Consider the following 26,121-nt stretch of genomic DNA (forward strand, 5'->3'; position numbering starts at 1 on the left):
CTCCTGCCGCTATGCTTCTATATTATTAGACTCGGCAGACCGCCAAACGGTTTTCCTAAATTATGAAATGTTAGGGTTGGCTACTTAACTCGACTCTAATTTTAAGTAACAGCACCGTCATATCCTCGTTAATCATTTGGGTTATTTGATCGTTATCTTGGTAGTCATAAGGTCGAAATGATTCTTTAAATTGGCGGTAAACCCCTAAGACTAGCGTTTCTCCAGATTCTAGAGCAACTTCTTCTTTTCCAATGGCATAATCCCAAAGGCTTCCCCGTACACCCTCTTGATTTAAGACATTCTCTATTTCATGTGGTGGAATTGAGGCATCCGAACTGTATAAGAAAAATAAAGGTTTTTCTGCATTTGTATTAATGATTCCAAAGCCCATAGGCCCCTCGACACTCGGAGCAGGATTATTGCCATATGAAAGTTCTTCTACGTGGAAAGGATCCATCTTCTCTCCATTCTTATAGCTCTCGACCCAAATCTTCACCCAAGATTTATCAGCTTGCGGCAATTTCAAGTGATAATCGTATAGAACACCGAGGTTTAAATCTTTGAAGGTCTTTTCGTATTGTGAATTTTCTTTTGCCGAGATGTAAGCGATCTTCTCATTACCACTAGGTTCATCTGCCTTGCTACAACCGATAACCATCAGAAATGTAAACATAATAACCATTAATAACGTGATGAAGCGATATCTTTTCAATATGAAGCCCCCTCTAATACAACTTTACCTCATTATTCCATTTCCTGCACAATCATCTTTCCACTGGGCCGCCCGTTTACATAAAAAAGGACTACCGGTTATCCGACAGCCTAGGGTAGTGAACTTCCAATTTAGAATGGGTTTTCCCCTTTGATAAAAGGAATACACACAACATAAACTGACACCAAAAAAAGAATCCTAAAGCTATTTGATGTTATTAACTTTTTACTGACGTGTTTATATTTTTGACTGAATAGTCCAAGGATTATTGTATTAAGGAAGTAAAGAAGGTATGAAAATCCAAACCCATGTACAAACCTCATCTTCAGTAGGTTCTTCAAATTTCGAATTAAAGTGATCTTGCATTTCTTCATTGATGTGATATGCTTTCGAATCCCCGTTTTGACTGAATTTGATACCTTTATTATACGAAAAAGAGGCCTCTTTCGCACGAATAGATTGCGAAAAGAATGCCTCTAGACAAAGCCACACTTGTAAAAGGGTACAAAACCAAAACTAGCGCTTGACCAACAATCGAAGTTGATTGCAAGTCGATGTAACGGAACTCAGCAATCTAATTTACGGTTTATTCCACTATTCTGGATTCTAACGGAACCAGCAGACGTTATTTCACCTTATTCATGCATTAAAGCATCATTTGGAATAAATAAAATCTCTCAATTCCGTTAGAAATTTTTTTGAGCTTCAAAACTCAGAATAAGGGCTGCTAGTTCCCTTAGATTGATGTCTGTATACATCAGCCGGTGATTATGGGGTTGATCCTGTAAAAGACAAGGAAATGTTCGAAGTAACGAAGGTAACGGAATTGTCCTGGAGAAGCACAAGCGTCCGTAAGGATAATCCGTTATCGTAGCGTTATCCCACACAAAAGTGTATTGGCTATTTTAGAGCCCCCTTGCTGCCAAGGAGGCTTATTTTTTATGAAGTTATCTTACAGGGTTACCAATCGTACCAGGATATTCATACACTAGTGGTTCATCAAATGTAGCATAATCCAGATTGATCATAAGCAGAATCGTTCTTACTCCAGTTTTCGGATCACTAATGATGATATGGTCGCGGCCAGCTGCCTCCAGTACACCTTTGAAAATTTTAGCATTCCACTGGGAGTTATTCTCGTAAGTCATATAAAAGGTTCCAACTTTGCCTAAGTTCAGGCGTAAAATATTCTCAATATAAGATTGCTCAAAAACAGGTAATTGTACCGGAGTCACTTGACCAGAAGGTGTCATAGGGCTTCCGCTTGGAACTTGCGGTGGCATAGTGGTCATCTGACCCATTTGGCCCATATGACCCATATGACCCATTTGCCCCCCTTGATTCATTTGTCCACCTTGATTCATGTACGGGTTGTTTCCAATTCTGTACTGCACCGGGCTGTATTGTTGATTAAACATTCATTATTCCTCCTCGATTTTACATGTTTATTGTTAAAATAAAATAATTAATAAACTGCGGGACAATCACCTTGCGTAGGGGCAAAGAAGCAATGAGCTTTAAATCGTCCGGTATTCTGCTGGTTATACCAGGTAGCCGGGCAATCTCCTTCTGGTCTAAAGAACCAGAGTGAATTGCTAGCTGGATGTGATCGTTCTCCATTAATGACTCGCTGGGCTAGCCGAATGTCAGAATCACGGGCAGCTTGGTAGAAATAACCCTTTTGAGTAGCTTCAAATCCTCCTGGACTTTGAAACACCATATCCGGGATACTTCTGATATTTCTGAAATCAAGGCAATTGCCCAGAATTCGATTGACCCCAACATTCCCGACCATTAACATCCCTAGCTCTCCTTCTCCTTCCGCCTCTGCACGCATCAGTCGAGCTAACATTTTGACCTGCTCGGAGTTTGCTTTTATAACAGCCAAGAAGAGTACCTCCTTCATTCTTATCTCAACGCTCTATTCTATGTGCGTATGCCTATATCGGTGACTGTACTGAATACGTTTACAATATTGAACATTTTGTGTCTGTTTCTATGGACGCGCTTACATGAATAGCATATACTGATAGTGAATCCATGCTTTGGGCCAGGAACCACACCCAGAGCCACACTGTTGCGAGGAGCGCTTTAGGCTGCGCTTCACAATACTATTGGGAGGTACGACGTATGAAGATTGCAATTATTGGTGGTGGCCTTGCTGGTTTGACAGCTGCTGCATATTTATCCGACAACTTTGGAACGGAAGGCACAGTGTTTGAACGTAGTCCGCAGCTAGGCGGCCGTGCATTTACGTACCAGAAATCGGGGTTCACGCTCAATTATGGAGCCCATGCGGTTTATGGAATTGACAGACATACGCTACAGCATATGGAGCAGGAATTGAAACTTCAATTCCAGAGCAAACAGGTAGACAAGCGTAAAGTGGTGTATGCAAAGCATGGACATCTAACCCCCGCCCCTCTTGATTTTGTTAACATCTTGAAGACCAATGTATTGAAACCTTTTGAGAAGATAAGATTTGTAGCAGAAATTGCCGCCGTTGTTGCTAACATTCATCAATTGAAAAATTATAAAACACTTGGTGAATACTTAGATCACTCCCATGCCTCTGCGGATGTAAAGGAATTATGGGAGCATTTAGTCAGCTCTAACTTCTTCATTGCACCCAAAGATGCCAGAAAGGTATCTGGTGAGGTGATCGCCGAGTATTACCACAACCTCTTTCTCTCGCATAAACCGGTAAATTATATTCTCGGAAGTTGGGCTACAATTACGGATCAGCTTATTGAAAAGATCAACCATAATGAGCACTGGGATATCGCATTGAAAGAAGGAGTCGAATCCATAACGCAGGAGAATGGCAAGTACTTACTTAATACGAAGACACGTCAAGGACTAGTATTTGATCAGGTCATTTTCGCAATGCCTTCTCAACAGGTTATTAAGTTACTTGAAGGTTCATCGTGGTTACCGTTCTTTGAGCCATACAGAAACAATACCTCAACTGAGGTGATGGTGTACGATGTCGGTTTCTCTAAAGTAGTCTCCCGACCTTTTCACTACATTAGTGATATGGATAACAAAATATTCATCAGCGATGTGTCAGCAACGGATCACACCGTAGCTCCACCAACCGGTCAACTTCTGCAAGGTATCGCCTATTTAAACGATGATTGTATGGATGATGAACAAAGGAAAGAGTACCTGGAAGGTAAAACACAGAAGATGGAAGCACTATTCGATCAATACTATCCGGATTGGCGTGAATTTGTGGAAGTCAAACGGGTATCTAAAAAAGCGATGGTGTCTAGCGTAAAGAATATACACGAGAATAGGCTTGTACCCAGCCAAATTGCTGAGGTCCCTTTTCTCTTCTGTGGTGATGGCTGCGAAGGCAAAGGCGAATTAGCGGAGCGGGCATTCTCCAGTGGACGTAACGTTGCAGGACTTCTATTGAAGGAACTTGCAGACATCAAGTCAGTGGCTTACTAAACGGACGGACTCATTCTTATTCATTCATACTCGAACATATACGAAAGAGCTGCCCTGTGAAGAGGACAGCTCTTTATTTTAATATAAATTGCATCGTGCTATAAAGATCTACGATATTCTCGGTAATCCAGTTGTTCCGGTCTATAGATTCTTCCTTGTCTATCAAACCCAAGATAACGACTGCCCTTGAATGTCAGTTGTCCCTCGTCTCCTTCTGCACTCTGTCCAAACTCCTGACCACTTACGGTAAACTCCAAACGATCACCACTATCCACTTCAAATGTGAGGTAGTATTTACTATCTGTGCGGTTCACTGATGTTTCTGTACTGTAGCGATGGGTTACTTCCGTTCGTTTGCCCACGATTATTGAATGAACGGCTAGCTCCGGTTGTCTGTTATTTGACAGATAACGCTTCATACCACTTGCTACTGAAACGGAAATTATCGCCAATATGACAACAATAAAGATGGGTAAAGCCATATTCATAACTCCGAACATTTCGCCCCACGACTGCATTCTACTCCCCCCTATTTCCGTGATCATTTGGTAACCTCAAACAAGCCTTACTTCCTTCTTCTTATGTATATGCCGTCCAATTAGAAACTTGTTATTCCACAGAGGAGTAAAATATGCTAACCTTGTCCTTTTTTTGCCGTGACGTAAGGATTATGAAGTTCGAAGCGAAAATTCCACTCAGACGCAAATAAATAACCTTCGGTTTCTGAGGACAGAACCGAAGGTTATGGAGAAGGTATAAAGGATATTGAATTAAGCATAATAGAATTGAAGCAATTGTTGAGTTTCTTCTGCGCCATCCGCTTTTTCTTCGTAAAGTCCATTCTCTGTCCAACAAGCTTTGCAAATTTCTTCAGTTGTACATAAATGAGCATCTTCACAAGTGTAGCAGAATTGGAGTAAGTTACGGGTAATAGTCTCTTGGTTTGTTGTTTTCATCTCAATCACTCCTAAGTTTATTTGGAGCCTAGCTCCTATTGTAGTAATGCCTTTGTCACTCTTATTGTTTACAAGTTAAATATATCACATACTTTTATTCATGCACGTGATAAATTTCACAATATGATGAACATCACTAAATTTATTTAAAATTTTCGAGTTATGTATTCACTATAGTCAAAATAAAGCGGAATCAGCGACGTATGCTTAAAGCACACGCCAGCTGACCCCGCCATTTTGGGTTTGTAATAAAAGCGACCTTTTTTGATCCGTTTTTGCTACGAGCAGCCAACCCACGTTAGAAGAGATAAACCGTAGTTTGACGACTTCAGGATAATCCTGCAAAGTTTTCTTCAACCTAGGACTCTCTGGTAAGGGAGTCCAATTATTTCCCTGATCGATGGTACGATATACAACATCGCCCTGAATGGTCCATCCCTCTTTACTATTTAAGAAGGTGGGTTCCGAATATTCATTCAAGTCCGTTTGCCAGGACAACTTAAATGGTACCAACTGCCAAGACTGTCCGGCATCCTCTGTAAAATATCCGTTGAACTTCGTGCCATCATCTCTACTGCAACCAATGGGAATCCAACCGGTACTCCGATCATTTACAAAAGGAGTGGTCTCTCCGACGGTAAATTGTTTACATGTTTGATATTTAGCAGGATTAAAAAAGGAAGTGTTCTCTTTCCAATCCATCCCACCATCCTCTGTAACGTAAAGCGCTGGAAGACCTGATTTCATTGTACTAATATAACCATTCTTTTGATCCGTAAAAATCATCGATACAAAATTCGCTGACTTCGGTAAAACCTGATCCACTTTCTTGGTAGTCGGCAGTGCCTGATTACTCATAATACTGCTCCAGGTCGCCCCTCCATCTTCAGACAAGTATAATGTCTTCCCCTGGTTGTCTATGGCCTTATTGTCCACAGTAAGAATCCAACCATGTTCTATATCGTTGAAATACATTGCTGCTACTTCGTCAGAATCACGTAAGGAAGACAATTTCCACGTCCCACCACCATCACGGGTACGAAGTATCATCGCTTCACTTGCTCCAATAGAATTACGAACAATCCAGCCATTCATAGAATCCTTGAAAAATATCTCTTTACCATACTCCGGATTACTAGGAAATTGAACAGCCGTTGCTGGAGAGATGTTCGTCCACGTTTCTCCATTATCCTTTGTTAGGTACAACCTGAGCTCACCTGAAGTAGTACCCCAGGCCAATCCTGTAGTATCACTTAGTAATTGAAAATCGGTCAGTCGGGTCTGTATTTGGTATTTTTCCCCATTCGATACAGGTTGAGTTCTTACTGCATTGTTAGAGGTAGAATCCGGATTAATTACGGTTATGGTTTGACCTAATTCGGTAGCTTCCACAGGAACCGAGGACGCAACCTCGGGCTCTTTAGAGTTACACCCCGTCACAAGCAAGCAGCATATCGTAAGAACTGTAGCGGATATTTTATAACACCATTTCAAGTATGAACTACCTCACTTTCAAAATCTTGTTGCTCTTCTACTCTACTATTTTGCTAGTCCTCTATTAAAAATTATACCATAGTAGAGTAGAGTAGAGTCATCACAGTCGCTCGTCTTTTGCAAAGTTTACAGAGAAATGTTGATCCGGTTTATATACTGCGAAGGAATAACCCTTCTTACTTAAATACTCAATAATATCCGGTAGAACGGTAACGGTTTGTAACTTCTCATGCATAAGTATGACTTCAACATCGCGATGTACCTGACGTTTAATTTCACTCATGATCTTCTCTGGATGATGCGGATAATTCCAGTCTTTCGAATCCACGGTCCAGTCCCACATTTTAAAGTTAGCGGCAGCTATATCTCCTCTAAATTTCTTTCCAATAGCAGGCTGACTACCATATGGTGCACGAATCAAATGAGGTGCCATTCCAGTTATCTCTTTGATGAGTCCCTGTTCCTTGGTAAATTCTTTAATAAAATTCGCAGAACTTCCGCTATCGTATAATTTCTTCTTGCTATGACTCATACTATGTAGACCTACATAATTTCCAGCTTCATGGGCATTCTTAACATGTGCCTCATTACCTGAGAGGTTACTTCCTATCATGAAAAAAGTAGCATGAATACCATTTTGATTCAAAATATCAACAATCTCATCGGTGTATTTACTTGGTCCATCGTCAAATGTAAGATATACGACCTTTTGTTTCTTAGTTTCTTTCTTGGAGTCTTCATTCTCTTGTACAACTGCTTCATTAGGTTGTTGGGGTGAAGAATCGGGTAAAAGCACACCATTATCGCTAGTCACGTTATTCTCAACGTGAGTTAATAGTTTAGAGATACGAGGATCTGTCCCCAAATTAGATTGGATTACCTCTGATGTCTGCTCGCTTTGTCCAGCAAATTTGGGTGCTACAACGGTTGTTGTGTTTGGATCTTCTTTACCGACGGTTTTGATGACTATAATGGTCATAATGAATGAAATGACAGTCAAAGCTAATGCGGTCATAATAATCCGCTTTAGGATTAAGTCAGATCGTTTGTTTTTGGTGCTCTGCTGTTGTTCTCTCTGAATTCTGCTTGTGTAAGACATATCTGATTTCACCGCTGTCCTTTCAATTGTGATACTTCTAGGATAATACAAAGTTAGTCATTCGTCCTTACAGAATAGTTACATCTGTGGTTACAATGTTCTCATAAAACTAACAAAAAGACATCATATTTTTATAGATTATGTTCTATTTGGATGAATTTACTATTAAAATAGTGAATCATATACTCTACTGATAGGAACCCCTTTCATTGTCTCATAGATTTGCGTTTCAGGTCAGCTATAATCGAGTAATGATATAGAAAGAGAATAAGTGAAATCAATAAAAATCAAGTATCCAAAATTTTCTTTAATTCTTCGTTGATTCATGTACAATAAAGATGAATACATTGGGTATACTCTTTAAATGATATAGAGTAAATCCAATTATTGAGAATTAATAATAAGGAGATGAATGAATGAAAACTCAATTACGCTCCAGCAGAGTCGTTATTATTGGGACAGGTGCTGTAGGAACAACTACAGCTTATACTTTGCTGCTTCGTGAGCGTGTGTCTGAATTAGTATTGATCGACGCTAATAAGGAAAAAGCGCTAGGTGAAGCACTTGATATGAACCATGGGCTCCCATTCACAGGTGGTGTTAAACTTTGGGCTGGAGATTACAGCGATTGTGCTGATGCAGACATTATCGTGATTGCAGCCGGTGCATCACAACGCCCAGGCGAGACAAGAATTGATCTCCTAAAACGAAATTCCGTTATTTTTGACAGCATCGTTAAGAGCATCATTAAATATAACGATCATGCAATTATTCTGGTTGCCACCAACCCGGTAGATATTTTATCTTATGTAACACTGAAAAAAAGCGGATTCCCTTCCAATCGAGTTATTGGTTCCGGTACGCTACTTGATAGCGCCAGATTCCGTTATCTAATCGGACAGAACAAGGAAATCAATCCACGCAGTATTCACGCTCATATAATTGGTGAGCACGGCGATTCAGAGTTACCACTCTGGAGTTTGGCAAATGTAGCTGGTATCAAACTAGAGTTCTCGGAACAAGATCGAGAACAAATCTTCAACAGCACGAAGAATGCTGCCTATGAAATCATTAATGCCAAGGGGGCAACTTCATATGCGATTGCACTAGCACTAGATCGCATTGTTACCTCGATTCTTCAGGACGATGGTTCCGTATTGAACGTATCTACCCTACTTAATAACTATAATGGTGTCTCTGACGTATACCTCGGGGTTCCAAGCATTATCGATGGTACTGGTGTGCGCCAAGTCCTTGATCTGGAGCTAAGTGATCAGGAACTGCTTCAATTCCAACAATCAGCTAGCAAGCTTAAATCGGAAATCGAAAAATTGGAGCTTTAATGTAACATAAAACAACCTTTCGGCGATTAGCCGGAAGGTTGTTTCCTTTTTACAAAACCGCCATATGGATCCATCAATCAGAATGCTTAATGGGTATTCCTGTGGATTACTGTTTAAGCTTAAAACTAGTTTTGATTGTATTAATATAGTCATGCATGTTCTTATATTCTTCACTTAACTTCACATCGTTAAGGTCGTATTGTACATCTGTAGGTGTCGTTAAGGTAAAGACCTGATCTCCTTTTTCACCAATCTTGAACAAAGGAACCATCTCCGCTGTTGTTTTCCCATCCGCATTCCATTTGGCTTTAGGCCATACTTGGATCGTAAACACTACTCCACCAAACTCATGGTTTGCTTTGTCAATAAAGTCAATATTCTCTTTCCCTGAATCTTTGAAAAGGGTGCTCTTCACCTCATATTTCCCTTCCCAACTTTTAGGAAGATCAAGAGTGAACTTGTATTTCGAATTTTCGTAGGCGATATTCGGTGTTTCATCAATCACTTGATCATTTATGGCACTAATATGTAGGTTAACCGCTGAATAAGTCCTGAAATCTCCTGATCCCACTGCAACGAATGTTTGACTGTCAACCCCGAATTCCTTCCCACTAATGGCGACTTCACCAATTTTTTCACTGTTATCATTATAAAATGATAAGTTCGCTTTAATCACATTTTTTGAATTTCCGACGCCCTGCATTTCCAGTTGTCCCGTAACTTTTGTGTTCTTCCCCGCCTTTGTTAATATTAAATTGCCAATTGAGATTTCTTTGTAATCAGGATCTGTAATATTCAAAGCTGCATTTTTGACAAAAATCTTTTGCAAATCCGCATCGTAGTCAATGGTTGCTCCTAAATTTACAGCTACATAACGAATGGGTACATAGACATGACCATCTACGTTCAGAACCTTGTAATCCTTACTCATCACCATTTGTGTCCCATTGATTTCAAAACTTGCTGGAAATAATAAAGCTTGGATAGAATCAGAAGCGACAGCGACAGATGTACCTGCAAACAATAACCCACAACACAGTCCCATAATAAACTTTTTCAGAAGAACACCTCCTATTATTAGATATTAACGATTGAAACTTCTCATTAGTTATTTCACTCGTGCAATCACTCGTGCAATAGAAGAATCGGCTCTGATATACAGCGGCAATGCAATGATTTCAAATGACTTTGCGTTCAATAGTTGGTCAACATTGGCTAAGTTCTCTATAATGAGAATCTCATTTTGAAATAGATGCTTATGGACCTCAAAAGGATATTTGTCTGGTGAAGGAGTGTCCAGTCCAATCATTTTTACTTGCTTCCTTACTAATAGCTCAGCAAATGCTAGTGTCAACACAGGGTAATCTGTAAAATAACTTGATTGACCATTGAATCGGCTATGTCCCGTATACAAAACCACAATATGTTTGGGTTGAATTAAGTTTTCGTACTCTTCCTTGTAATCTATTGAAGTCTCTTTGGATACATCTAGTAAACAACCTTCTGCTATAAAGGTATCCAAAGGGTATTCGTTAAGATACTTTTTTGAGTGGGTAAGATGCATAGGTCCATCGATATGAGTTCCTGCATGCATGTTGATAGACAATTGGTGATTGTTGTAATAATCCTGCTCTATATGTTTGGATTGCACTAACACTGTCTCTTCATCCCCTGGATATACAGGCATTCCATCTTGAATCATGTAAGAAAGATCAATGAGCATGTTGTTCCTTCCTTTCGAGTTCACCCCAAATTTCCCACCTCATTGTACAACAAATTCTCATCTATAAATATTAGTATAAATACAAATACCCCTGATTTTTCTTATAGCTTAGAAAAATCAGGGGTACTCGGCTTATTTTGATCTTTTATTACATATAGAATTCTTCAGGAATGCTCCCGAACTTCCTTTTATGATATAAGAGCGGTTCTTTGTTATCGGCTTGAATATCAACGATTTCACCGATCAGAATCGTGTGGTCCCCGGCTTCTATCGTTTTAAAGGTTTTACATTGCATGACTCCAGCCGCTCCTGTAATGATCGGAAGATTGTGTTCGGAGAAGCTCCATTCACAATTTTTAAAGCGATCAACATCTTTACTGGCAAATAAGGAGCAAATATCCCCCTGGTCACCAGAAAGTACATGTACGGCGAATTTATCAGTCTTGATAAACGTTGGATAAGTGGATACTCTTTTGTCTATGGACCATAAGATAAGTAGAGGATCTAAGGATACGGAAGCAAATGAATTGACTGTCAGTCCTAAAGGTACTCCATGTTCATCAACTGTAGTAACAACGGTTACTCCAGTAGGGTAATTGCCCATAACTTGTTTGAAACTTTGTACATTTTCACTGTTATCCATCTTCTTCTAAGTACCACCCTTCGCTCTCCCTATTGCCCTTTTGGACCTAACCCAAAATTACACGCATTTATAAGGCCTCACCCCAAAATCAGTGCTTGCGCATTCAGACATCAATCTAAAGGAAGTAGCAGCCCTTATTTTGAGTTTTGAGGGTCAAAAAAAATTCTAACGGAACTGAAATACCTTATTTCTAACAAATAGCGCTCTATTGCATGAATATGATGAAATAACGTCTGCTGGTTCCGTTACAATCCAGAACAGTGGAATAAACCGCAAATAAGGTCGCTGAGAACCGTTACAGCCATTTACCATGAACTTCGATTGACGATCAAGCGCTAAACTTGGTTTTGATCCATTTAGAATTATTATAATATAGATTCATTGTACTATCGAGTTATTTATATATGCAAGTAACTCGATAGTACATCGGAGCATGATTTTATACCCGATTATTAATCAATTACGATATTCCCTTTACGCTCTTGAACTCTGCGGCTTACTAGCCGGTTTATTGCATCGAGATACGCCTTAGCGCTAGCCTCTACAATATCCGTACTTACGCCCCTACCTGATGCGGTAAGTTCGCCCTGCTTCAAGACGACATGAACTTCTCCTTGCGCATCTGTTCCTTGAGTAACGGAGTGAATCGTATAGTCTTCAAGCTCCGCTTGAATCCCTGTTGCTTTCTCAAGAGCCTGGTAGACAGCATCCACTTGACCATTTCCTACACCAGATTCATTTACAATATCTCCAGCTTGCTTCACGATGCGTACTGTGGCTGTTGACTGCGATTGACTACCGAAAGAAACCTCAAGGTTATCTAGTGTAAATTGTCTTGGCGCTTCAGCGATATTCTCATCCATAAGTGCACGAATATCCTCTGCCAGTACGTTCTTCTTACGGTCAGCCAGATTCTTGAATTTAGCAAAAGCAATGTTCAACTGCTCCTCGTCCAGCGTATAACCAAGATCAACTAATTTCTCCTTGAAGGCATGACGTCCGGAATGCTTACCAAGAACCAATTTACTGGAGCTAGCACCAATCGTCTCCGGAGTAATAATTTCATAAGTACCCCGGTGTTTGAGCATCCCGTCCTGATGAATACCTGATTCATGGGCAAAAGCATTGGCGCCAACAATCGCTTTGTTCCCCGGCACACTCATACCCGTTAGTTTACTGACCATCCGGCTGGTACGATACAGCTCACTTAAATTCATCGTTGTTTTCGCCCCGTAGAAGTCATTTCTTGTCTCCAGTGCAAGTGCAACTTCTTCAATACAAGTGTTGCCTGCCCGTTCCCCAATACCATTGATCGTCCCTTCAAATTGATCCACACCATTTGCAATTGCCGCTAGCGTATTGGCAGTCGCCATGCCGAGATCGTCATGACAATGCGTACTTAACTGGATTTTCTCAATGCCAGGTACTGTCTCTTTGATCGTCTTGAACATACGTCCGAATTCATCCGGTGTGGCAAAACCCACTGTATCGGGTAGGTTGACTACCGTTGCACCCGCCCGAATCGCCATCGCTGTTACTTCGCATAGAAAATCAATCTCGGTCCGGCTGGCATCTTCTGCGGAGAATTCCACCTTATCAAAAAACTTGCGTCCGTAGCGAATCGCTGCTTCAGCCGTTTCCAACACTTTCGCTTTGTCCATACGCAGCTTATGTTCCCGGTGAATCGGTGAGGTCGCAAGAACAACATGCAAACACGGGTCAGCTGCAAATTTTAACGCTTCTACTACAGCGTCGATATCTTTGGTATGACAACGAGCTAAGCTAAGCAATGTGGCATCTTTAATACGCTTGGAAACCGCTCTAATACTTTCAATTTCGCCTGGTGATGTGGCCGCAAATCCCGCTTCAATTCGATCAATACCCAGACGCTCTAATTGAAGTGCAATCTCGATCTTCTCTTCCATCGTCAAGCTTACACCTGGGGATTGTTCTCCATCACGTAGCGTTGTGTCAAATACATAAATTTTTCTCATCATCATGACCACCTTTTCATTTTTTGAGTATCAAAAAAACCTCTCTCGCTCCTGCGCACGCAAAAATCTCGCGTTGCAGGGGCGAAAGAGGTTAACTTCCGCGGTACCACCCATGTTCACCGTCTATTTCACAATAAACGGCCTCAAGGGAATTCGGAGGATCACTCCGAGTTCCAGCACGATAACGGGTGCCACCGATGCTCCTTAGAGAGTTATTCTCTTTCGGGAGCATAGCTCCAAGGTGAGTTGGCTTGGGGATTAAGTCGGCGATTTCAGCTTGTTCGCCGCTCTCTGAACATAAGAGCCCTTATTGCCTGATCCTTGTCATTGCTATGTATATGATGATTTTAGATATCAAAAAACCCCTCTCATCCCGCATGCCAAATGGACATACTATAGGGACGAAAGGGGTTAACTTCCGTGGTACCACCCAAGTTCACCACACATTCAACGGAATGTGTAGCCTCAAGCAAATGAGGAAAATTAAATTTCCTGATCTGCGCACCATAACGAGTGCTAACCGGTTGTCCTTACACCTGATAACAGGTTCGGGATAACAGCTCCAAGGTGAGATGGCTTGGGGATTAAGTCGGTGATTTCAGCTTGTTCACCGCTCTCTGAACATAAGAGCCCTTTGTGCCTGATCCTCTTCACAGCCTTTGTTCTTAAAACTTGTAGTTATTATATGTCGATACTCCAAACTTAGTCAACAATCTTTCGAAAAAAAATATTAATCGCCTGTCATATCGTAGATAATTAACGCTATTTAACCATTCTGCTGAATTAACGAATTAATAAGGTATGCCATCATCTTCGGTGTATTCTTGATGAATCTTCTTTTCCAGAATCCGCTTAGCTACTACTTCAAACGGCTCGGGCTGCAGCAGCTCTACGGGAGAGAAGGCTTTGTCGAATGTAAATGAATCTCCCTCCAAAATAACCGCATACCGTCCGTCTAACTTAGCAATATGTATGAGCTCTCCAAAATCTGCAAGACGTCCCTTGACCATGGTGTCACCAATTCTAAATTTCAACTCGATCTCAGGTTTGATCTCTACAATTCGTTCTGCAGCCTCTGCTACTTGAGCTGGCTCCCATTTATCCTGGATATCTCTCTTCTCACTTGCTGCCCAAATCTCCAGTTCTTTCTCCACTTGCTGACGTTCTGACTCATTCTCATCAGGCCACTTGGTCTCAACATAAGTTTGGACAAACTCCATCACGTGTTCGTTCACGATTTCGGGTATGGACAATTCATAGGTTACAAATTTAAGAAAGTCCTCAAAATATCTAGCATGCGAGGATTGGTGTATTTTCAGTTCCCACTCATCAACCATCCCCTCTTCCTCCATATAGGGATATTGAATAGATTTCATACTGCGCGCACTGATCGCCATCTCTACTTGACTAATCAGACTTTGCTCATCCGAAATCCGTGCAATTTTTTGCTCAAAATCACATTTTAGGACAAAGATAAAAGGAACTTCTGAGACATTCGTAAGAACGGCTTGCACAATAATGAGTGCTCCCCCACGGACTGAACTCGTATCCAGATAACTACGTACTAAGTCATCACATGCATTCTTGTAATCTTCTTTATCTTCCGCACCACGTAGACGAGCGAACATATTAAAGTTGGGATTACTATCGAGCTCATAACCGGGTTCCACAATGAACCGGCCAATTTTGGTAGGTGCTTGTTCGGCTGAAGGGTTCTTCTCTACCTTGCGTTTAGCGATCCGGTTGAATTCACCGTCCAAGAACATTTTGATCTCACTATCTAGGTACTCGTATGCGTCCAGAGTCTGATAGTGTTTGTAGTTTTTTATGGTTTGACTTTCTTTACCTTCCACATTTATAACGAAAAAAGATAAATGCTTTATGCTAAATTTCATTCCTTGATTACTCCTTTTGCGAAGAATCTCAATTTTGAATAGGGACAATCCATTATAGCACGCCCCATAATCCTCCAGTAAGCGAACGATCGACACTATTCTTCAAAAAGGGCTTTATTTTTTAATGGTTGTTGTGGTTAAATTTCTTTTTTACAGAAGAGAAATGAAATAAGGGGATCGATAGTTTGAAATTGAGCGTATGATCAGAGTGCATTTTTTGATCTTTCTATTGTGAATTTTTCATATGATGTAATTTTTATGTATATACTTGGTTATTGGTTGATTTTGCTTGATTTCTAAAAAATAGTGCTTGTTCGCTCTTTAATCTAACCCCTGCTTATACCTTGGGGCGGGCTTGTTTATGGTACAATGAGATCATCATCTTGTCCCGTTGGAGGTACCGCAAAATGAACATACAAAAAGTAATTGACCGCAAAATGCTGGATGAGAAAGTAGTACATATGCCTTGGTTTGTTCAGCAGTTTATTGACTATAAGCTACCTGATCTATCCCCCTCTACTCTGCTAGAATATATAAGAGATTATGAACAATTCTTTCTCTGGCTTCGTGCCGAAGGTTTATCAACCGCAGAATCAAACGCTCAAATCACCTTAACTGATCTAGAAACGCTGCGTATGGAGAGCATTGTCGGCTACCGTTTACACTTAACTACACGGACTGAAGGAACGAATGCTAGGATTACCGTCTCCCGTAAAATGTCATCGCTTCGCTCTATGTTTCATTATTTAAGCCAAATTGCGGAGGATGAAGACTTCTACCCTTTGCTCAAGCGTAATATTATGGCCAAAGTGGAGATCAAACGGATTCATAAACCGAAGGATACAGCTGCCAAGCTAAAGGGGAAAATATTAGAGGAAGACGAACTACTGGAGTTCATCGGATACATATCGCATGGATATGGTGAAGACGTTAAGAACAATAAGCAAGCCCTGTATGCGTATGAACTCAATAAAGAACGAGATGCCAGCATAGCAAGCTTGATCCTAAATTCAGGATTGCGTGTCTCTGAGGTGGTTAATCTCAATTTACGAGATATCGATCTGACAAACAAATTGATGTATGTATACCGCAAAGGTAATAACGATGAGACTTTTAAAGCTCCTGTATATTTTCGCGAGCAGTCCTTAGATGATTTAACACAATATTTAGCCTTAAGAGAGTCTCGTTATCAAACACCAAAGAAAGAAAAAGCGTTGTTTATCGCTGTTCCGAACGGACAGAAGGAAGGTAAACGCATGACAAAAAGAGCTATACAGGCCATGATCATCAAGTACGCCAAACGATTTGGCAAACCTTATCTGACCGTGCATAAGCTCCGGCATTCTTTTGCAACTGATTACTACTTACAAAATGATATCTACAAGACCAAAGAACAACTTGGTCACGCCTCGACTGAGACAACTGAAGTGTATGCACATCTTACCGACAAAACGATGTCACAAGCGATCGAACGCCGTGCGGAAACCGAATCCTAGCTTTTTGGGACTCGGTTTTTTTTCAAACTCAACTAGGTAGTTTAATCACCTTGACCATCTCACCGGCCTCAATGCTCTCATTCGAAGGTGGAATGACAATTAGGACATTACTATCTTTGATCGTTATCATCACGTTAGATTCGTCTAGTTGAGCTGGGTATACAAGCACGCGACCATCCACAATCTCCTGCCGTCCCCGTACATAGCGGGTGAACTTGTTTGTTTTACTATAAGTCGTTCCTAATTCTGCTCTATATTCAGGTAAAAAGGGATTCGTAACACCCAGCATCCGACCAATTGCAGGACGAGCAAACAACTCAAAACCAACAAAACAAGCTCCCGGATTTCCTGACAAAGCGAATAGTAACTTACCGTTCTTTACAGCTGCAGTGGTTACACTCCCTGGCCTCAGGGTGACTTTGTTAAAGAGCTTTTCAACATCTTTTTCAGTGACTAAATCGGCCATAATATCATAATCACCAACCGACACTCCACCGGTCGTGATGACTACATCATATAGCGTTAACGCTTCCTCCACACGCTGCTTAGCAATGGTCAGATCATCAGAAATCATTTTGAGAATATGTGGCTCCCCACCAGCTTCTCTAACTTGGTTAGCCAACATAAAGGTGTTGCTATTGCGGATTCTACCATCCTGCAGCGGTTCATCAATGCCAAGTAATTCTGAACCTGTTGAGATAATAGCCACACGTGGCTTCTTGATCACAGGAACCTTATGTATACCAAAGGTAGCTAGCACGGATAATTCACCAGTTCCGAGCTTCCGCCCTTTATTTAGTATGATCTCCCCTTCTGCCAGCTCTTGGCCAACTGGTGTTATATTCTGGCCGGGTTTAATCTCGCGTTTAAGCTGAATATACCTTCTACCACGGTTTTCATTGGGTTCTGTCATTTCAAACATGATAACGGCATCTGCTTCATCGGGAACTTTGGCTCCTGTCATGATTCGCGACACCGTACCGGAGACAAGTTTAATTGAAGGAAGCGATCCACAAGGAATCTCATCTACTACTTCTAGATAGATTGGCTTGTCTGTAGAGCAGCCCTTAGTATCATTACTCAAAATCGCATACCCATCCATGCTGGATCTCCGGAAATGAGGATATGGATGTGGAGCGATCACATCTTCCGCCAGGATACGACCCCCAGACTCTGCTAGAGCGATCCATTCCGTATCTCCCAAATGCATATGAGGCATTATCAAATTTTGGGCATCAGAGACCAAAACAGCCTTACGCTTGAATTTATCGATAGTTAAACCCTCATGATGCAAGTAAAATCCCCTCCAATATTTCCTATCAAACTAGCAACTAAGATTCATTGTATATCGCGTTTTTGAGATAATGCAACCAAAAAACATACCTTTACGGGGCTACCTATTACAATTTCTTTCCTAAAGCTTAACCAATCTGGGTGTTTGCACATATGTTAATTCAAATAACTAAGAAAACTATTTGGGGGTCATTAAATGTATTGGGTAAACCCGTATTGGAGAAATTCCATGTTTCAGCCTGTTTGGTCAACTTCGACTCAACAAGCACTGGATTTAATAAAAGAAGCCGTACAAGGAGAACGAAATGACGAGTTGTTCTATGATGAACTTATTAAATTAGCACCAAATTCGGAGCAAGCGTCCATCATTACTTCAATTCGTGACGATGAACGAGGTCATAATTATATGTTCCGAGGTATGTATAAAGAGCTTACCGGCCAAGATATTAGCGGAATTAGCAATGAACAATACCAGCGAGTAGAGTCATATCTCACAGGATTACAGCGAGCTCTACAAGGTGAATTGGCCGCAGTTGAGAAATATCGAAAAATATGGTTTGGTTTGCCAGTCGGGATATATAAAGATACTGTATTTGGGATTATTTTAGACGAGTTAAAACATGCGAGTAAGTACAATTATTTGATTACTTTGAATCAAAATAATGGTAAATCCTAAAAAATAAAAATCCGGATTTCCTTAGTAAATGGAAAATCCGGATTTTGATATGAACACATCGATTAGCTTACTGTTGCTTGAGAAATTCCTCTAATAAAGAATCCGTTTTGGCGACAATAGACTTAATTTCCGCTTGACTAAGATCATCATAATGAATGCCCATGACGACAGTTACTGTTCTGTTCAACTCACCTGCAACGCGCTGTGCGAAATCTCCGCTGAGCGTGTGCTCCTTATGACCAGGAACAGCAGATGTTTGGACTTCGGTTCCCTGGTCGGTCCAATAAGCGGTGGATGCAGCACCAATATGAACTTCTCCACCGGTAATAATCAGCAAGAGGTCTCGCCCCATGGGTATGGCTTGCAGCTGCAAATCGTCAAATGTCATTTGGATGCTCCTTGTATTATGAAATTTGAAACAGTCCGCTGCGCGTGTCGTTTGATCCTTCGATCGCTGTTGCAGCCAGATTATTCGATTAACTAACACCTACTGGTGTAATAATCTGTCTGCAAAGGCGAACGCTTCGCTTCTCCAGATTCAAACGACCCGCTACGCTATCCTCACTCAAATAATACCGCGGATTTCATCCAGTGAGGTAATCTTCTCACGTTCCATGAGTTGTTCCAGGTCTTGCACTAGTTGCTGACCTCCGCGTAGATTAACAAAGTTATAAGTTCCAACTTGAATGGCAGCAGCACCAGCCATGATGAATTCTAAGATGTCCTCTGCGCTACAGATACCGCCCATACCAATTACAGGTATAGTTACAGCACGGCTCACCTGGTGAACCATGCGCAAAGCGATAGGTTTAATGGCAGGACCCGACAATCCAGCATATAAGTTATCGAATACACTACGCCGTTTACGGATGTCAATCTTCATCGCAGAGAATGTATTAATCAAAGATACACCATCCGCTCCTTCTTCTTGACACATCACCGCCATGCCAACAATATCCTCAGCGTTTGGCGATAGCTTAATAACGAGTGGTAAAGATGTAGTTGCGCGAATCTGTCTGACGACTTCTCTGGCAGTCTCTGTTTGAATACCATACGCCATTCCACCTGCTTTGACATTCGGGCAGGATATATTCAACTCAATCATATCAACGGCCTGACGGCCTGCAGCCATCCTTACCGTACTATCTTCATGAATGAGTCTTGCTCCCTCAACATAATCCTCGATGGTATTACCACCTAAGTTAACAATCCGAGCTAGATCTAACTTCTCCCAATGTGGACATTCATCACGTAGAAAAGCGGCTACACCAGGATTCTCCAACCCTACACTATTCAACATCCCCGAAGGTGTCTCATAAACCCGAATCCCATCATTCCCGTCCTTCGGATACAGCGTCAGTCCCTTACCCGAGATTCCCCCAAGCTGGTTAATATCATACAGTGCTCCATATTCTTTCCCGAAACCGAACGTGCCGGATGCCATAATTACTGGATTCCTTAAATGAACCCCCGAAATATTACATGACAAATCTATCATGACAATACCACCTCCTCGGCGCGAAATACAGGACCATCCGTACAAGCCTTTCTACGCTTGTCCACACATTTGACGCTACATACAAGACAAGCTCCAATACCACATGCCATCCGATTCTCTAAGGATACATATACATTCGCTTTAGTTCCTGAACTGATCTGTTTACGTTGTACCGCCTGCAACATCGGATGAGGGCCACATGTAAAGATCGTATCATAGGCGTTAAAATCTACCTGATCCAGCACCGTTCCTCCGATATTAACTTCAACAGTACCCTTTGTTGCCTCTTGAAAGGCTTCTATCATGTAAGGATCTCTACTATATCCTAAAAATACATCCGCATTCGGAATGGTCCGCAGGGCATAGTAAAAAGGCGCGATGCCGATACCCCCGCCGATAAAAGCAGTCTTGCCCTTAGCTTCTGGAAAACCATTACCAAATGGACCTTCCAAAGTCAATTTATCTCCAGGTAGTAAGCGAGAAAACATCTCCGTACCTTCACCTGTTACTAAATATAGAAACTCAATTTTGTCCTCCGTCAGGTCAAAAATACTAAGTGGTCTGGACAGTAGAGGATACTTTTCCCACGATCTCAACATATAGAACTGTCCCATTACGCCACTAAACTGGCCAGCGACCTGTAGTCTATAAACATTAGGAGCTACTTGAACATTGGATATAACTTCTGACATGTAAATCCTCACCTCTCCCCACTATGTTACCGTATAACTTCTAATTTCTCTAATTAATACGACATATTTGCTTCATTTAAGATGCAATTTTTCCGAGTGTAAGTCTGTGACTTTTGTCACAATGAACAGCATGGAGTATTCTTATCATTCATTCTAAATCTCCTAATTATTTCTTAGGATATAATGTTTCACCTTTTTCAAGCATCGCAACAAACTGCTGAATACGTTTCATCCTAGTTTCTTGCTTCTTCGCTTGATGAATTCTGAATAGGATCGCATACTTATTTTGACTATCGAGACTATCATAAAATGTCTTCGCCTTGGTATTTCGCTCCAGTTCAATCGCTAAATCCTCGGGTAACGATGCGTTTCGCTGTGACTCATATGCCTTATCCCATTGACCGTTCTGTTTAGCTGTTTCAATCGTCTTTAATCCAGAGGGTTTCATTCTTCCCTTTGTAATAAGTAATTCAGCCTTTTCTTTATTTACTTTCGACCATATACTACTCGGCTTCCGAGGTGTAAATCGTTGGATCCAGAACACATCGTCCAGCTTTTCCTTCTGACTATCAATCCACCCATAACATAATAGGTTACGGAGATCATGCCAGAATCTTTCTTAGCGATTTGCAACCAGATTCCAGGTGAACTATCAAAATTGTCTCCAAGCCAATGTTCGAAAGAAAGTTCATCTTCACAATACAGAATCGGTAATTCATTGGACTTCTTGATCAATTCACATCACCCTTTCAAGTAGTTTACAACATTATAGCGAACAGTTACAGTCACCGCGAGTGCGCTATACCAAAGATAATTAGTACTTTTGTCCGTAACGTCATAAAATAGCCAGGATAAGGGAATACCAAAGAGTATCATCATGGAAAAGGAGAGGGTCTGCAGTGCCTAACATCAGAAGAGGACTTCTGATCGCTCTGACGGTTATGCTGACATTGTACTGCGTATCTTGGCCCGTTGTAGAGGCTGGACCAGAGCAAAACGATTCCACCAATACCACCACTACGGAATCTGTTTCAGCTGGCACTGAACCATTGAGTCTAGGAGAACTTCGACGTAAATATTCAGAGACATTCAAATTTCGTGGGCCTGAGGTTAAACAGGTGGCGCTTACGTTCGATGACGTACCTGATCCCAGATTTACACCCCAAGTTCTTGATGAGTTGAAGAAACAAGGAGTTAAGGCTACTTTTTTTGTTGTGGGAAGCCGCGCTAAGAAACATCCAGAATTGTTGCGTAGAATCCACCGTGAGGGCCATATCATCGGTAACCATTCCTTCAGCCATCCTCTTTTTAAGAACCGTTCAGTAGAGCAGTTTCAGAATGAAATACAAAGAACAGAGAAAATCATCCAACGAATTATCGGTTATAAACCCAAGCTCATACGCCCACCCTACGGTGAGATTAATGAAGCACAAGTCAAATGGGCTAAGCAACATGGATACAAAATTGTAAATTGGAATGTAGATTCACTCGATTGGAAAGGACTCGACAAGGAGACCGTGACACAAAATGTGCTCAGTGCTGTAGTTCCAGGTTCTATTGTGCTCCAACATGCTGGCGGTGGGGTGGGTTCAACATTAGAAGGTTCGGTGGAAGCGATCCCCGAAATCATTCAGTCCTTACGTAGCAAAGGATATCATTTTGTAACTCTGCCAGAACTGTTACAAACCAACAAAGCCAATTAACCAAGTAGAGCACACAAAAAGAACCAGTTCCCGTGTTGGGGCTGGTTCTTTGAGGTATAACTATTTATTCATTGATGATATACAATTTAACATCTTGATAACCGAATTGACTTACAGAACTTGCACTGCCAGGGATAAAGATGTCGATGCGATTACCTTTGATTGCACCACCTTGATCCGTAGCCGTAGCTACAAATGCATTGTTCGGTAGACCCGGATGACTATGTCCTGTAACGAGTACTTTAGTCCCCATCGGAATTACTTTCGGATCTACAGCGATAGTCCCAAGCTTCAATGGGTTACCATAGTAATCTACTGCACCCCATTTTCCATTCTCACTCGCAGCTGCAGAATAAGCCGAAGCTTTTACATTAATCGTATCAGAATAATTGAAGGCTTTACCCCATGCTTGAACTACCTTTTCATTTGAGAATACTTTTAGAGTAGAAGAAACTTCTGAATTCGAGCTGAAGTTGCTATCTCCGTTAGCAGAAGCTTGTGGCACTGTGCTTACCCCATCTGGGATCGTAATGTTTAAGCCTTCATAAATATTAGCTGCTTCAATATCTGGATTGGCACTCATTAACTTCACTAAGTTAACATCGTACTTCTGAGCAAGAAGATAGAACGTGTCGCCCTCCTTTGCCTTATGTACCGAATCCGCATATACTGGTAAACCCTGAGCTACTACAGTTAATCCTACGGCGATAATTGCCGCTTTAATTGTTCTAGTAAAATAATGATGTTTAAACATGAAATACCTCCTAAGATTTATTGCTCATTGAATATATCACATTTTTGTAACCATTTGGCGTTGAAATTGTTTCCAATTTGTAATAACTCTTGCGGCTGTAAGCAAAAATAGAGGTACAGCCCAGGGCTGTACCTCTCAAAAATTACATTTCACTTACATAAATATCCTCTATGCAGACAAGCATTTCATGTTATTAGAGAACCTTACTAAGAAAATCCTTCGTACGCTGATGTGTCGGTGAACCGAAGAGCTGTTGTGGAGTACCTTGCTCTAGGATGACACCTTGATCCATAAATAGAATCCGGTCACCCACTTCACGGGCAAAGCCCATCTCATGCGTTACGATAACCATCGTCATGCCTCGTTCCGCGAGATTCTTCATGACATCAAGCACCTCTCCAACCATTTCGGGGTCAAGCGCTGAGGTAGGCTCGTCAAATAGCATCACATGAGGTTCCATAGCTAGTGCACGAGCTATGGCGATCCGCTGCTTCTGCCCACCCGATAATTGAGAAGGATATGCGTCACGTTTATCTTCTAATCCAACCGTATGCAGCAATTCCATCGCCAATTCCTCGGCCTTGCTCTTGTCCATCTTCCGAACTTGGATCGGAGCTAATGTGATATTGTCGATCACAGACTTATGAGGGAATAGGTTAAACTGCTGAAATACCATCCCCATCTTCTCGCGTGTTTTATTAATATTGTGTCCCTTAGCGGTAATAGATTCACCTTCGAACTGAATTTCTCCCAGAGAAGGTTCTTCTAACAAATTGATACAACGTAAGAATGTGCTTTTACCTGAGCCGCTCGGACCGATCACCACGACGACTTCTCCTTGCTTAATTTCCAGATCGATGCCTTTCAAAATATGCAAAGGACCAAATTTTTTGTGCAAATCCTTAACGGTAATCACTGGCCTTCAACTTCCTTTCGAACACACCCAAAATTCGGGAGAATGTAAATGTCAAAATGAAATACATCACAGCAACAACCAGATATGGCGTCATTCCGTCATAAGTTATCCCCACTACTGCACCTGATTGGAACATCAATTCTGTAACTCCAATGAAGGATACTATCGATGATTCCTTGATAATCGTAATAAATTCATTACCAATAGCCGGAAGAACTGATTTGATTGCTTGAGGAATAATAATATGTCTCATTGACATGCCTCGTGTCATTCCAAGTGAGCGTGCTGCTTCGCCTTGCCCACGATCCACTCCTTGAATACCTGCGCGGAATATCTCTGCCAAGTAAGCAGAGCTATTGATCGATAATGTTATGGCACCAGACTGAATCGGTGTGAAATTAATACCAAACGACGATAATCCGTAATGAATAATAAAGAGTTGAACGAGCATTGGCGTGCCACGTAGAAATTCAACCCAAGCATGCCCAATAAAGCGGACAACCGCCCATTTAGACATACGAATAAGAGCCACAGCAAGGCCTAAAATAAAGCCACACAATACCCCAATCGCCGCGATTAATAATGTATATTGAATGCCTGTTAGAAAGTAACTTCTATAATCCCAAAATATTGTAAAAAAATCCATTAGAAAATCATTCCTCCACTTCAACTACTGTACAATCCAAATTAACTTAATCAAAAAAATAGAAAAATAGCGAATATGATTCGCTATTTTCGGTAAGTCTGAATATCTTGCTTGCAGGTTCAATTTATTTCTCTGCTAGAGCACTCGCTTCGGTTACAAACTTATCGATACTGCCATCTTTGATCAATCGATCAAGTGTCGTATTCACTTGGTCTAGAAGTTCTTTGTTACCTTTCTTAACACCAACAACATATCCTTTTACTTCTTCGCCTGTATCCGGTATAGCATCGGTAACAACAATACCTTCAACATTCTTCACGAACGATGCCGCTACTGGGCCTTCGATGATAGCTACATCCACACGTCCTGATGTTAGTTGCATAATGATATCCGAGATTTTGGCGAGTGATGTGATATTCGCTCCCGCAATTCCCTTCGCGATATCTTCTTGGATTGAGCTCTTCTGAACGCCAATCTTTAATCCTTCCAAGGATTCCATCGTTGCATACTTATCTTTGTTTTCTGTAAGAGTTACGATGGATTGCTCTGCATTGTAATAAATTTGTGACATGTCAATTTGTTCAGCGCGTTCTGGCTTAGGGCTCAGACCGGAAATTACCAAATCAACCCGTTCACTCGACAATTCATTTAACAAGGAGTCAAATATCATGTCTTTAATAACTAGTTCTGCTCCCATATCTTTAGCAATTTCCTTCGCTATTTCAACATCGAATCCGACGATTTCATCTGCTCCACTCTCATTCTTAATATGAAATTCGTATGGAGGGAAATCAGCACTCATCCCAATTGTTAAAGTCTTCTTATCCCCATTTGTATCCTTATTCGATCCACATGCAGCAAGTATGCTAGTTGCAGCTACTAAGCATATTATTAATATACCCCATTTTTTCATTAGTCTCTCTCCTGTCGTTATAAAATTTCGTTGCGCCTCAGACATGGGATAATTATAGACGCCATTGCATATGTATGCAATTGTTATTTCAAATCGTTCACTATTTATACACAACTCATGAATATTACTAGCTTTAATGACCGCACTTAAAAATGGGAATAATGGTTCAGACAACTTATCTTTTGGTTATTAATCACCTGATATACATTTACATTATGG

At 41.1% G+C, this 26,121-nt stretch carries 25 protein-coding genes and 1 pseudogene; 5 read left to right on the forward strand and 21 right to left on the reverse strand.

Annotation, left to right across the window (positions count from 1 at the left end; all coding sequences use genetic code 11):
• Positions 1-70: 70 nt before the first annotated feature.
• From EJP82_RS02500 to EJP82_RS02510, 3 genes are all read right to left on the reverse strand, one after another.
• Complete coding sequence (locus EJP82_RS02500; RefSeq protein WP_127190453.1) at positions 71-712, reverse strand: hypothetical protein; 642 nt, start codon at positions 710-712, stop codon at positions 71-73.
• A 947-nt stretch (positions 713-1,659) separates the two neighbouring features.
• Positions 1,660-2,130: a spore coat protein GerQ gene (gerQ, locus tag EJP82_RS02505; protein WP_127190454.1), complete on the reverse strand. Its 471-nt coding sequence runs from the start codon at positions 2,128-2,130 to the stop codon at positions 1,660-1,662.
• A 47-nt stretch (positions 2,131-2,177) separates the two neighbouring features.
• Positions 2,178-2,600 (reverse strand): cell wall hydrolase, encoded by a 423-nt coding sequence (locus EJP82_RS02510; RefSeq protein ID WP_127190455.1) that lies wholly within the window; start codon positions 2,598-2,600, stop codon positions 2,178-2,180.
• Between the two features lie 242 nt (positions 2,601-2,842).
• Here EJP82_RS02510 and EJP82_RS02515 point away from each other — a divergent pair, with 242 nt between their 5' ends.
• Positions 2,843-4,168, forward strand: coding sequence for an FAD-dependent oxidoreductase (locus EJP82_RS02515; protein WP_211350030.1), 1,326 nt, complete (start codon positions 2,843-2,845; stop codon positions 4,166-4,168).
• A gap of 98 nt (positions 4,169-4,266) precedes the next feature.
• Here EJP82_RS02515 and EJP82_RS02520 read toward each other — a convergent pair whose 3' ends face one another.
• The 4 genes from EJP82_RS02520 to EJP82_RS02535 all read right to left on the reverse strand — a co-directional run bounded on the left by EJP82_RS02520 (position 4,267) and on the right by EJP82_RS02535 (position 7,717).
• Positions 4,267-4,686, reverse strand: coding sequence for a DUF2500 domain-containing protein (locus tag EJP82_RS02520; RefSeq protein ID WP_127190457.1), 420 nt, complete (start codon positions 4,684-4,686; stop codon positions 4,267-4,269).
• A gap of 252 nt (positions 4,687-4,938) precedes the next feature.
• On the reverse strand, positions 4,939-5,124 hold the full coding sequence (locus EJP82_RS02525; RefSeq protein WP_127190458.1) for a hypothetical protein: 186 nt from the start codon (positions 5,122-5,124) through the stop codon (positions 4,939-4,941).
• 207 nt (positions 5,125-5,331) lie between these two features.
• Entirely contained in the window at positions 5,332-6,618 is a 1,287-nt protein-coding gene (locus tag EJP82_RS02530; protein WP_127190459.1) for a WD40/YVTN/BNR-like repeat-containing protein, read from the reverse strand.
• Positions 6,619-6,718: 100 nt separating this feature from the next.
• Entirely contained in the window at positions 6,719-7,717 is a 999-nt protein-coding gene (locus tag EJP82_RS02535; RefSeq protein ID WP_127190460.1) for a polysaccharide deacetylase family protein, read from the reverse strand.
• Positions 7,718-8,133: 416 nt separating this feature from the next.
• On the opposite strand from EJP82_RS02535, the gene EJP82_RS02540 reads away from it, so the two are divergent.
• Entirely contained in the window at positions 8,134-9,060 is a 927-nt protein-coding gene (locus EJP82_RS02540; protein WP_127190461.1) for an L-lactate dehydrogenase, read from the forward strand.
• Positions 9,061-9,166: 106 nt separating this feature from the next.
• Here the strand turns inward: EJP82_RS02540 and EJP82_RS02545 are convergent, their stop codons facing one another.
• From EJP82_RS02545 to EJP82_RS02565, 5 genes are all read right to left on the reverse strand, one after another.
• Positions 9,167-10,105, reverse strand: coding sequence for a stalk domain-containing protein (locus EJP82_RS02545; RefSeq protein WP_127190462.1), 939 nt, complete (start codon positions 10,103-10,105; stop codon positions 9,167-9,169).
• 63 nt (positions 10,106-10,168) lie between these two features.
• Positions 10,169-10,783 carry a cyclase family protein gene (locus EJP82_RS02550; RefSeq protein WP_127190463.1) on the reverse strand — a complete coding sequence of 205 codons (615 nt, stop codon included), beginning with the start codon at positions 10,781-10,783 and terminating at the stop codon, positions 10,169-10,171.
• A gap of 148 nt (positions 10,784-10,931) precedes the next feature.
• The gene (locus EJP82_RS02555; protein ID WP_170220114.1) at positions 10,932-11,426 is read right to left on the reverse strand and encodes a flavin reductase family protein; all 495 of its coding nucleotides are present in this window, start codon (positions 11,424-11,426) and stop codon (positions 10,932-10,934) included.
• Between the two features lie 452 nt (positions 11,427-11,878).
• Positions 11,879-13,420, reverse strand: coding sequence for a 2-isopropylmalate synthase (locus EJP82_RS02560; RefSeq protein WP_127190757.1), 1,542 nt, complete (start codon positions 13,418-13,420; stop codon positions 11,879-11,881).
• Between the two features lie 791 nt (positions 13,421-14,211).
• Positions 14,212-15,315 carry a DUF3900 domain-containing protein gene (locus EJP82_RS02565; RefSeq protein ID WP_127190464.1) on the reverse strand — a complete coding sequence of 368 codons (1,104 nt, stop codon included), beginning with the start codon at positions 15,313-15,315 and terminating at the stop codon, positions 14,212-14,214.
• A 407-nt stretch (positions 15,316-15,722) separates the two neighbouring features.
• Here EJP82_RS02565 and xerS point away from each other — a divergent pair, with 407 nt between their 5' ends.
• Entirely contained in the window at positions 15,723-16,811 is a 1,089-nt protein-coding gene (gene xerS, locus EJP82_RS02570) for a tyrosine recombinase XerS (protein ID WP_127190465.1), read from the forward strand.
• A 28-nt stretch (positions 16,812-16,839) separates the two neighbouring features.
• On the opposite strand, the gene EJP82_RS02575 is transcribed toward xerS, so the two are convergent.
• The gene (locus tag EJP82_RS02575; protein WP_127190466.1) at positions 16,840-18,105 is read right to left on the reverse strand and encodes a molybdopterin molybdotransferase MoeA; all 1,266 of its coding nucleotides are present in this window, start codon (positions 18,103-18,105) and stop codon (positions 16,840-16,842) included.
• Positions 18,106-18,300: 195 nt separating this feature from the next.
• Here EJP82_RS02575 and EJP82_RS02580 point away from each other — a divergent pair, with 195 nt between their 5' ends.
• Positions 18,301-18,780 carry a ferritin-like domain-containing protein gene (locus EJP82_RS02580; RefSeq protein WP_127190467.1) on the forward strand — a complete coding sequence of 160 codons (480 nt, stop codon included), beginning with the start codon at positions 18,301-18,303 and terminating at the stop codon, positions 18,778-18,780.
• Between the two features lie 67 nt (positions 18,781-18,847).
• Here the strand turns inward: EJP82_RS02580 and lpdD are convergent, their stop codons facing one another.
• The 5 genes from lpdD to EJP82_RS28285 form a co-directional block, all read right to left on the reverse strand.
• Positions 18,848-19,168 (reverse strand): prenylated flavin chaperone LpdD, encoded by a 321-nt coding sequence (lpdD, locus tag EJP82_RS02585; protein ID WP_127190468.1) that lies wholly within the window; start codon positions 19,166-19,168, stop codon positions 18,848-18,850.
• A 177-nt stretch (positions 19,169-19,345) separates the two neighbouring features.
• A complete protein-coding gene (locus tag EJP82_RS02590) occupies positions 19,346-20,278 on the reverse strand; it encodes a dihydroorotate dehydrogenase (protein ID WP_127190469.1) in 933 nt (310 codons plus the stop codon).
• The gene (locus EJP82_RS02595) at positions 20,275-20,970 is read right to left on the reverse strand and encodes a dihydroorotate dehydrogenase electron transfer subunit (protein WP_127190470.1); all 696 of its coding nucleotides are present in this window, start codon (positions 20,968-20,970) and stop codon (positions 20,275-20,277) included. The genes EJP82_RS02590 and EJP82_RS02595 overlap by 4 nt, the downstream gene beginning before the upstream one ends.
• A 166-nt stretch (positions 20,971-21,136) precedes the next feature.
• Complete coding sequence (locus EJP82_RS28280; RefSeq protein WP_246053954.1) at positions 21,137-21,418, reverse strand: YdeI/OmpD-associated family protein; 282 nt, start codon at positions 21,416-21,418, stop codon at positions 21,137-21,139.
• 38 nt (positions 21,419-21,456) lie between these two features.
• Complete coding sequence (locus EJP82_RS28285; RefSeq protein WP_246053955.1) at positions 21,457-21,705, reverse strand: YdeI/OmpD-associated family protein; 249 nt, start codon at positions 21,703-21,705, stop codon at positions 21,457-21,459.
• A 206-nt stretch (positions 21,706-21,911) separates the two neighbouring features.
• Between EJP82_RS28285 and EJP82_RS02605 the strand changes: the two genes are divergently transcribed.
• Entirely contained in the window at positions 21,912-22,673 is a 762-nt protein-coding gene (locus EJP82_RS02605; RefSeq protein WP_127190758.1) for a polysaccharide deacetylase family protein, read from the forward strand.
• Positions 22,674-22,737: 64 nt separating this feature from the next.
• Here the strand turns inward: EJP82_RS02605 and EJP82_RS02610 are convergent, their stop codons facing one another.
• The 3 genes and pseudogenes from EJP82_RS02610 to EJP82_RS28770 form a co-directional block, all read right to left on the reverse strand.
• Positions 22,738-23,427, reverse strand: coding sequence for a 3D domain-containing protein (locus EJP82_RS02610; protein ID WP_127190471.1), 690 nt, complete (start codon positions 23,425-23,427; stop codon positions 22,738-22,740).
• Positions 23,428-23,620: 193 nt separating this feature from the next.
• Positions 23,621-24,343 carry an amino acid ABC transporter ATP-binding protein gene (locus EJP82_RS02615; RefSeq protein ID WP_127190472.1) on the reverse strand — a complete coding sequence of 241 codons (723 nt, stop codon included), beginning with the start codon at positions 24,341-24,343 and terminating at the stop codon, positions 23,621-23,623.
• Positions 24,330-25,902, reverse strand: a pseudogene (locus EJP82_RS28770) (ABC transporter substrate-binding protein/permease). Before EJP82_RS28770 ends, EJP82_RS02615 begins: the two are co-directional and overlap by 14 nt.
• Positions 25,903-26,121: the final 219 nt, after the last annotated feature.

The sequence above is a fragment of the Paenibacillus anaericanus genome (assembly GCF_003994475.1).
Lineage (GTDB): Bacteria > Bacillota > Bacilli > Paenibacillales > Paenibacillaceae > Fontibacillus > Fontibacillus anaericanus.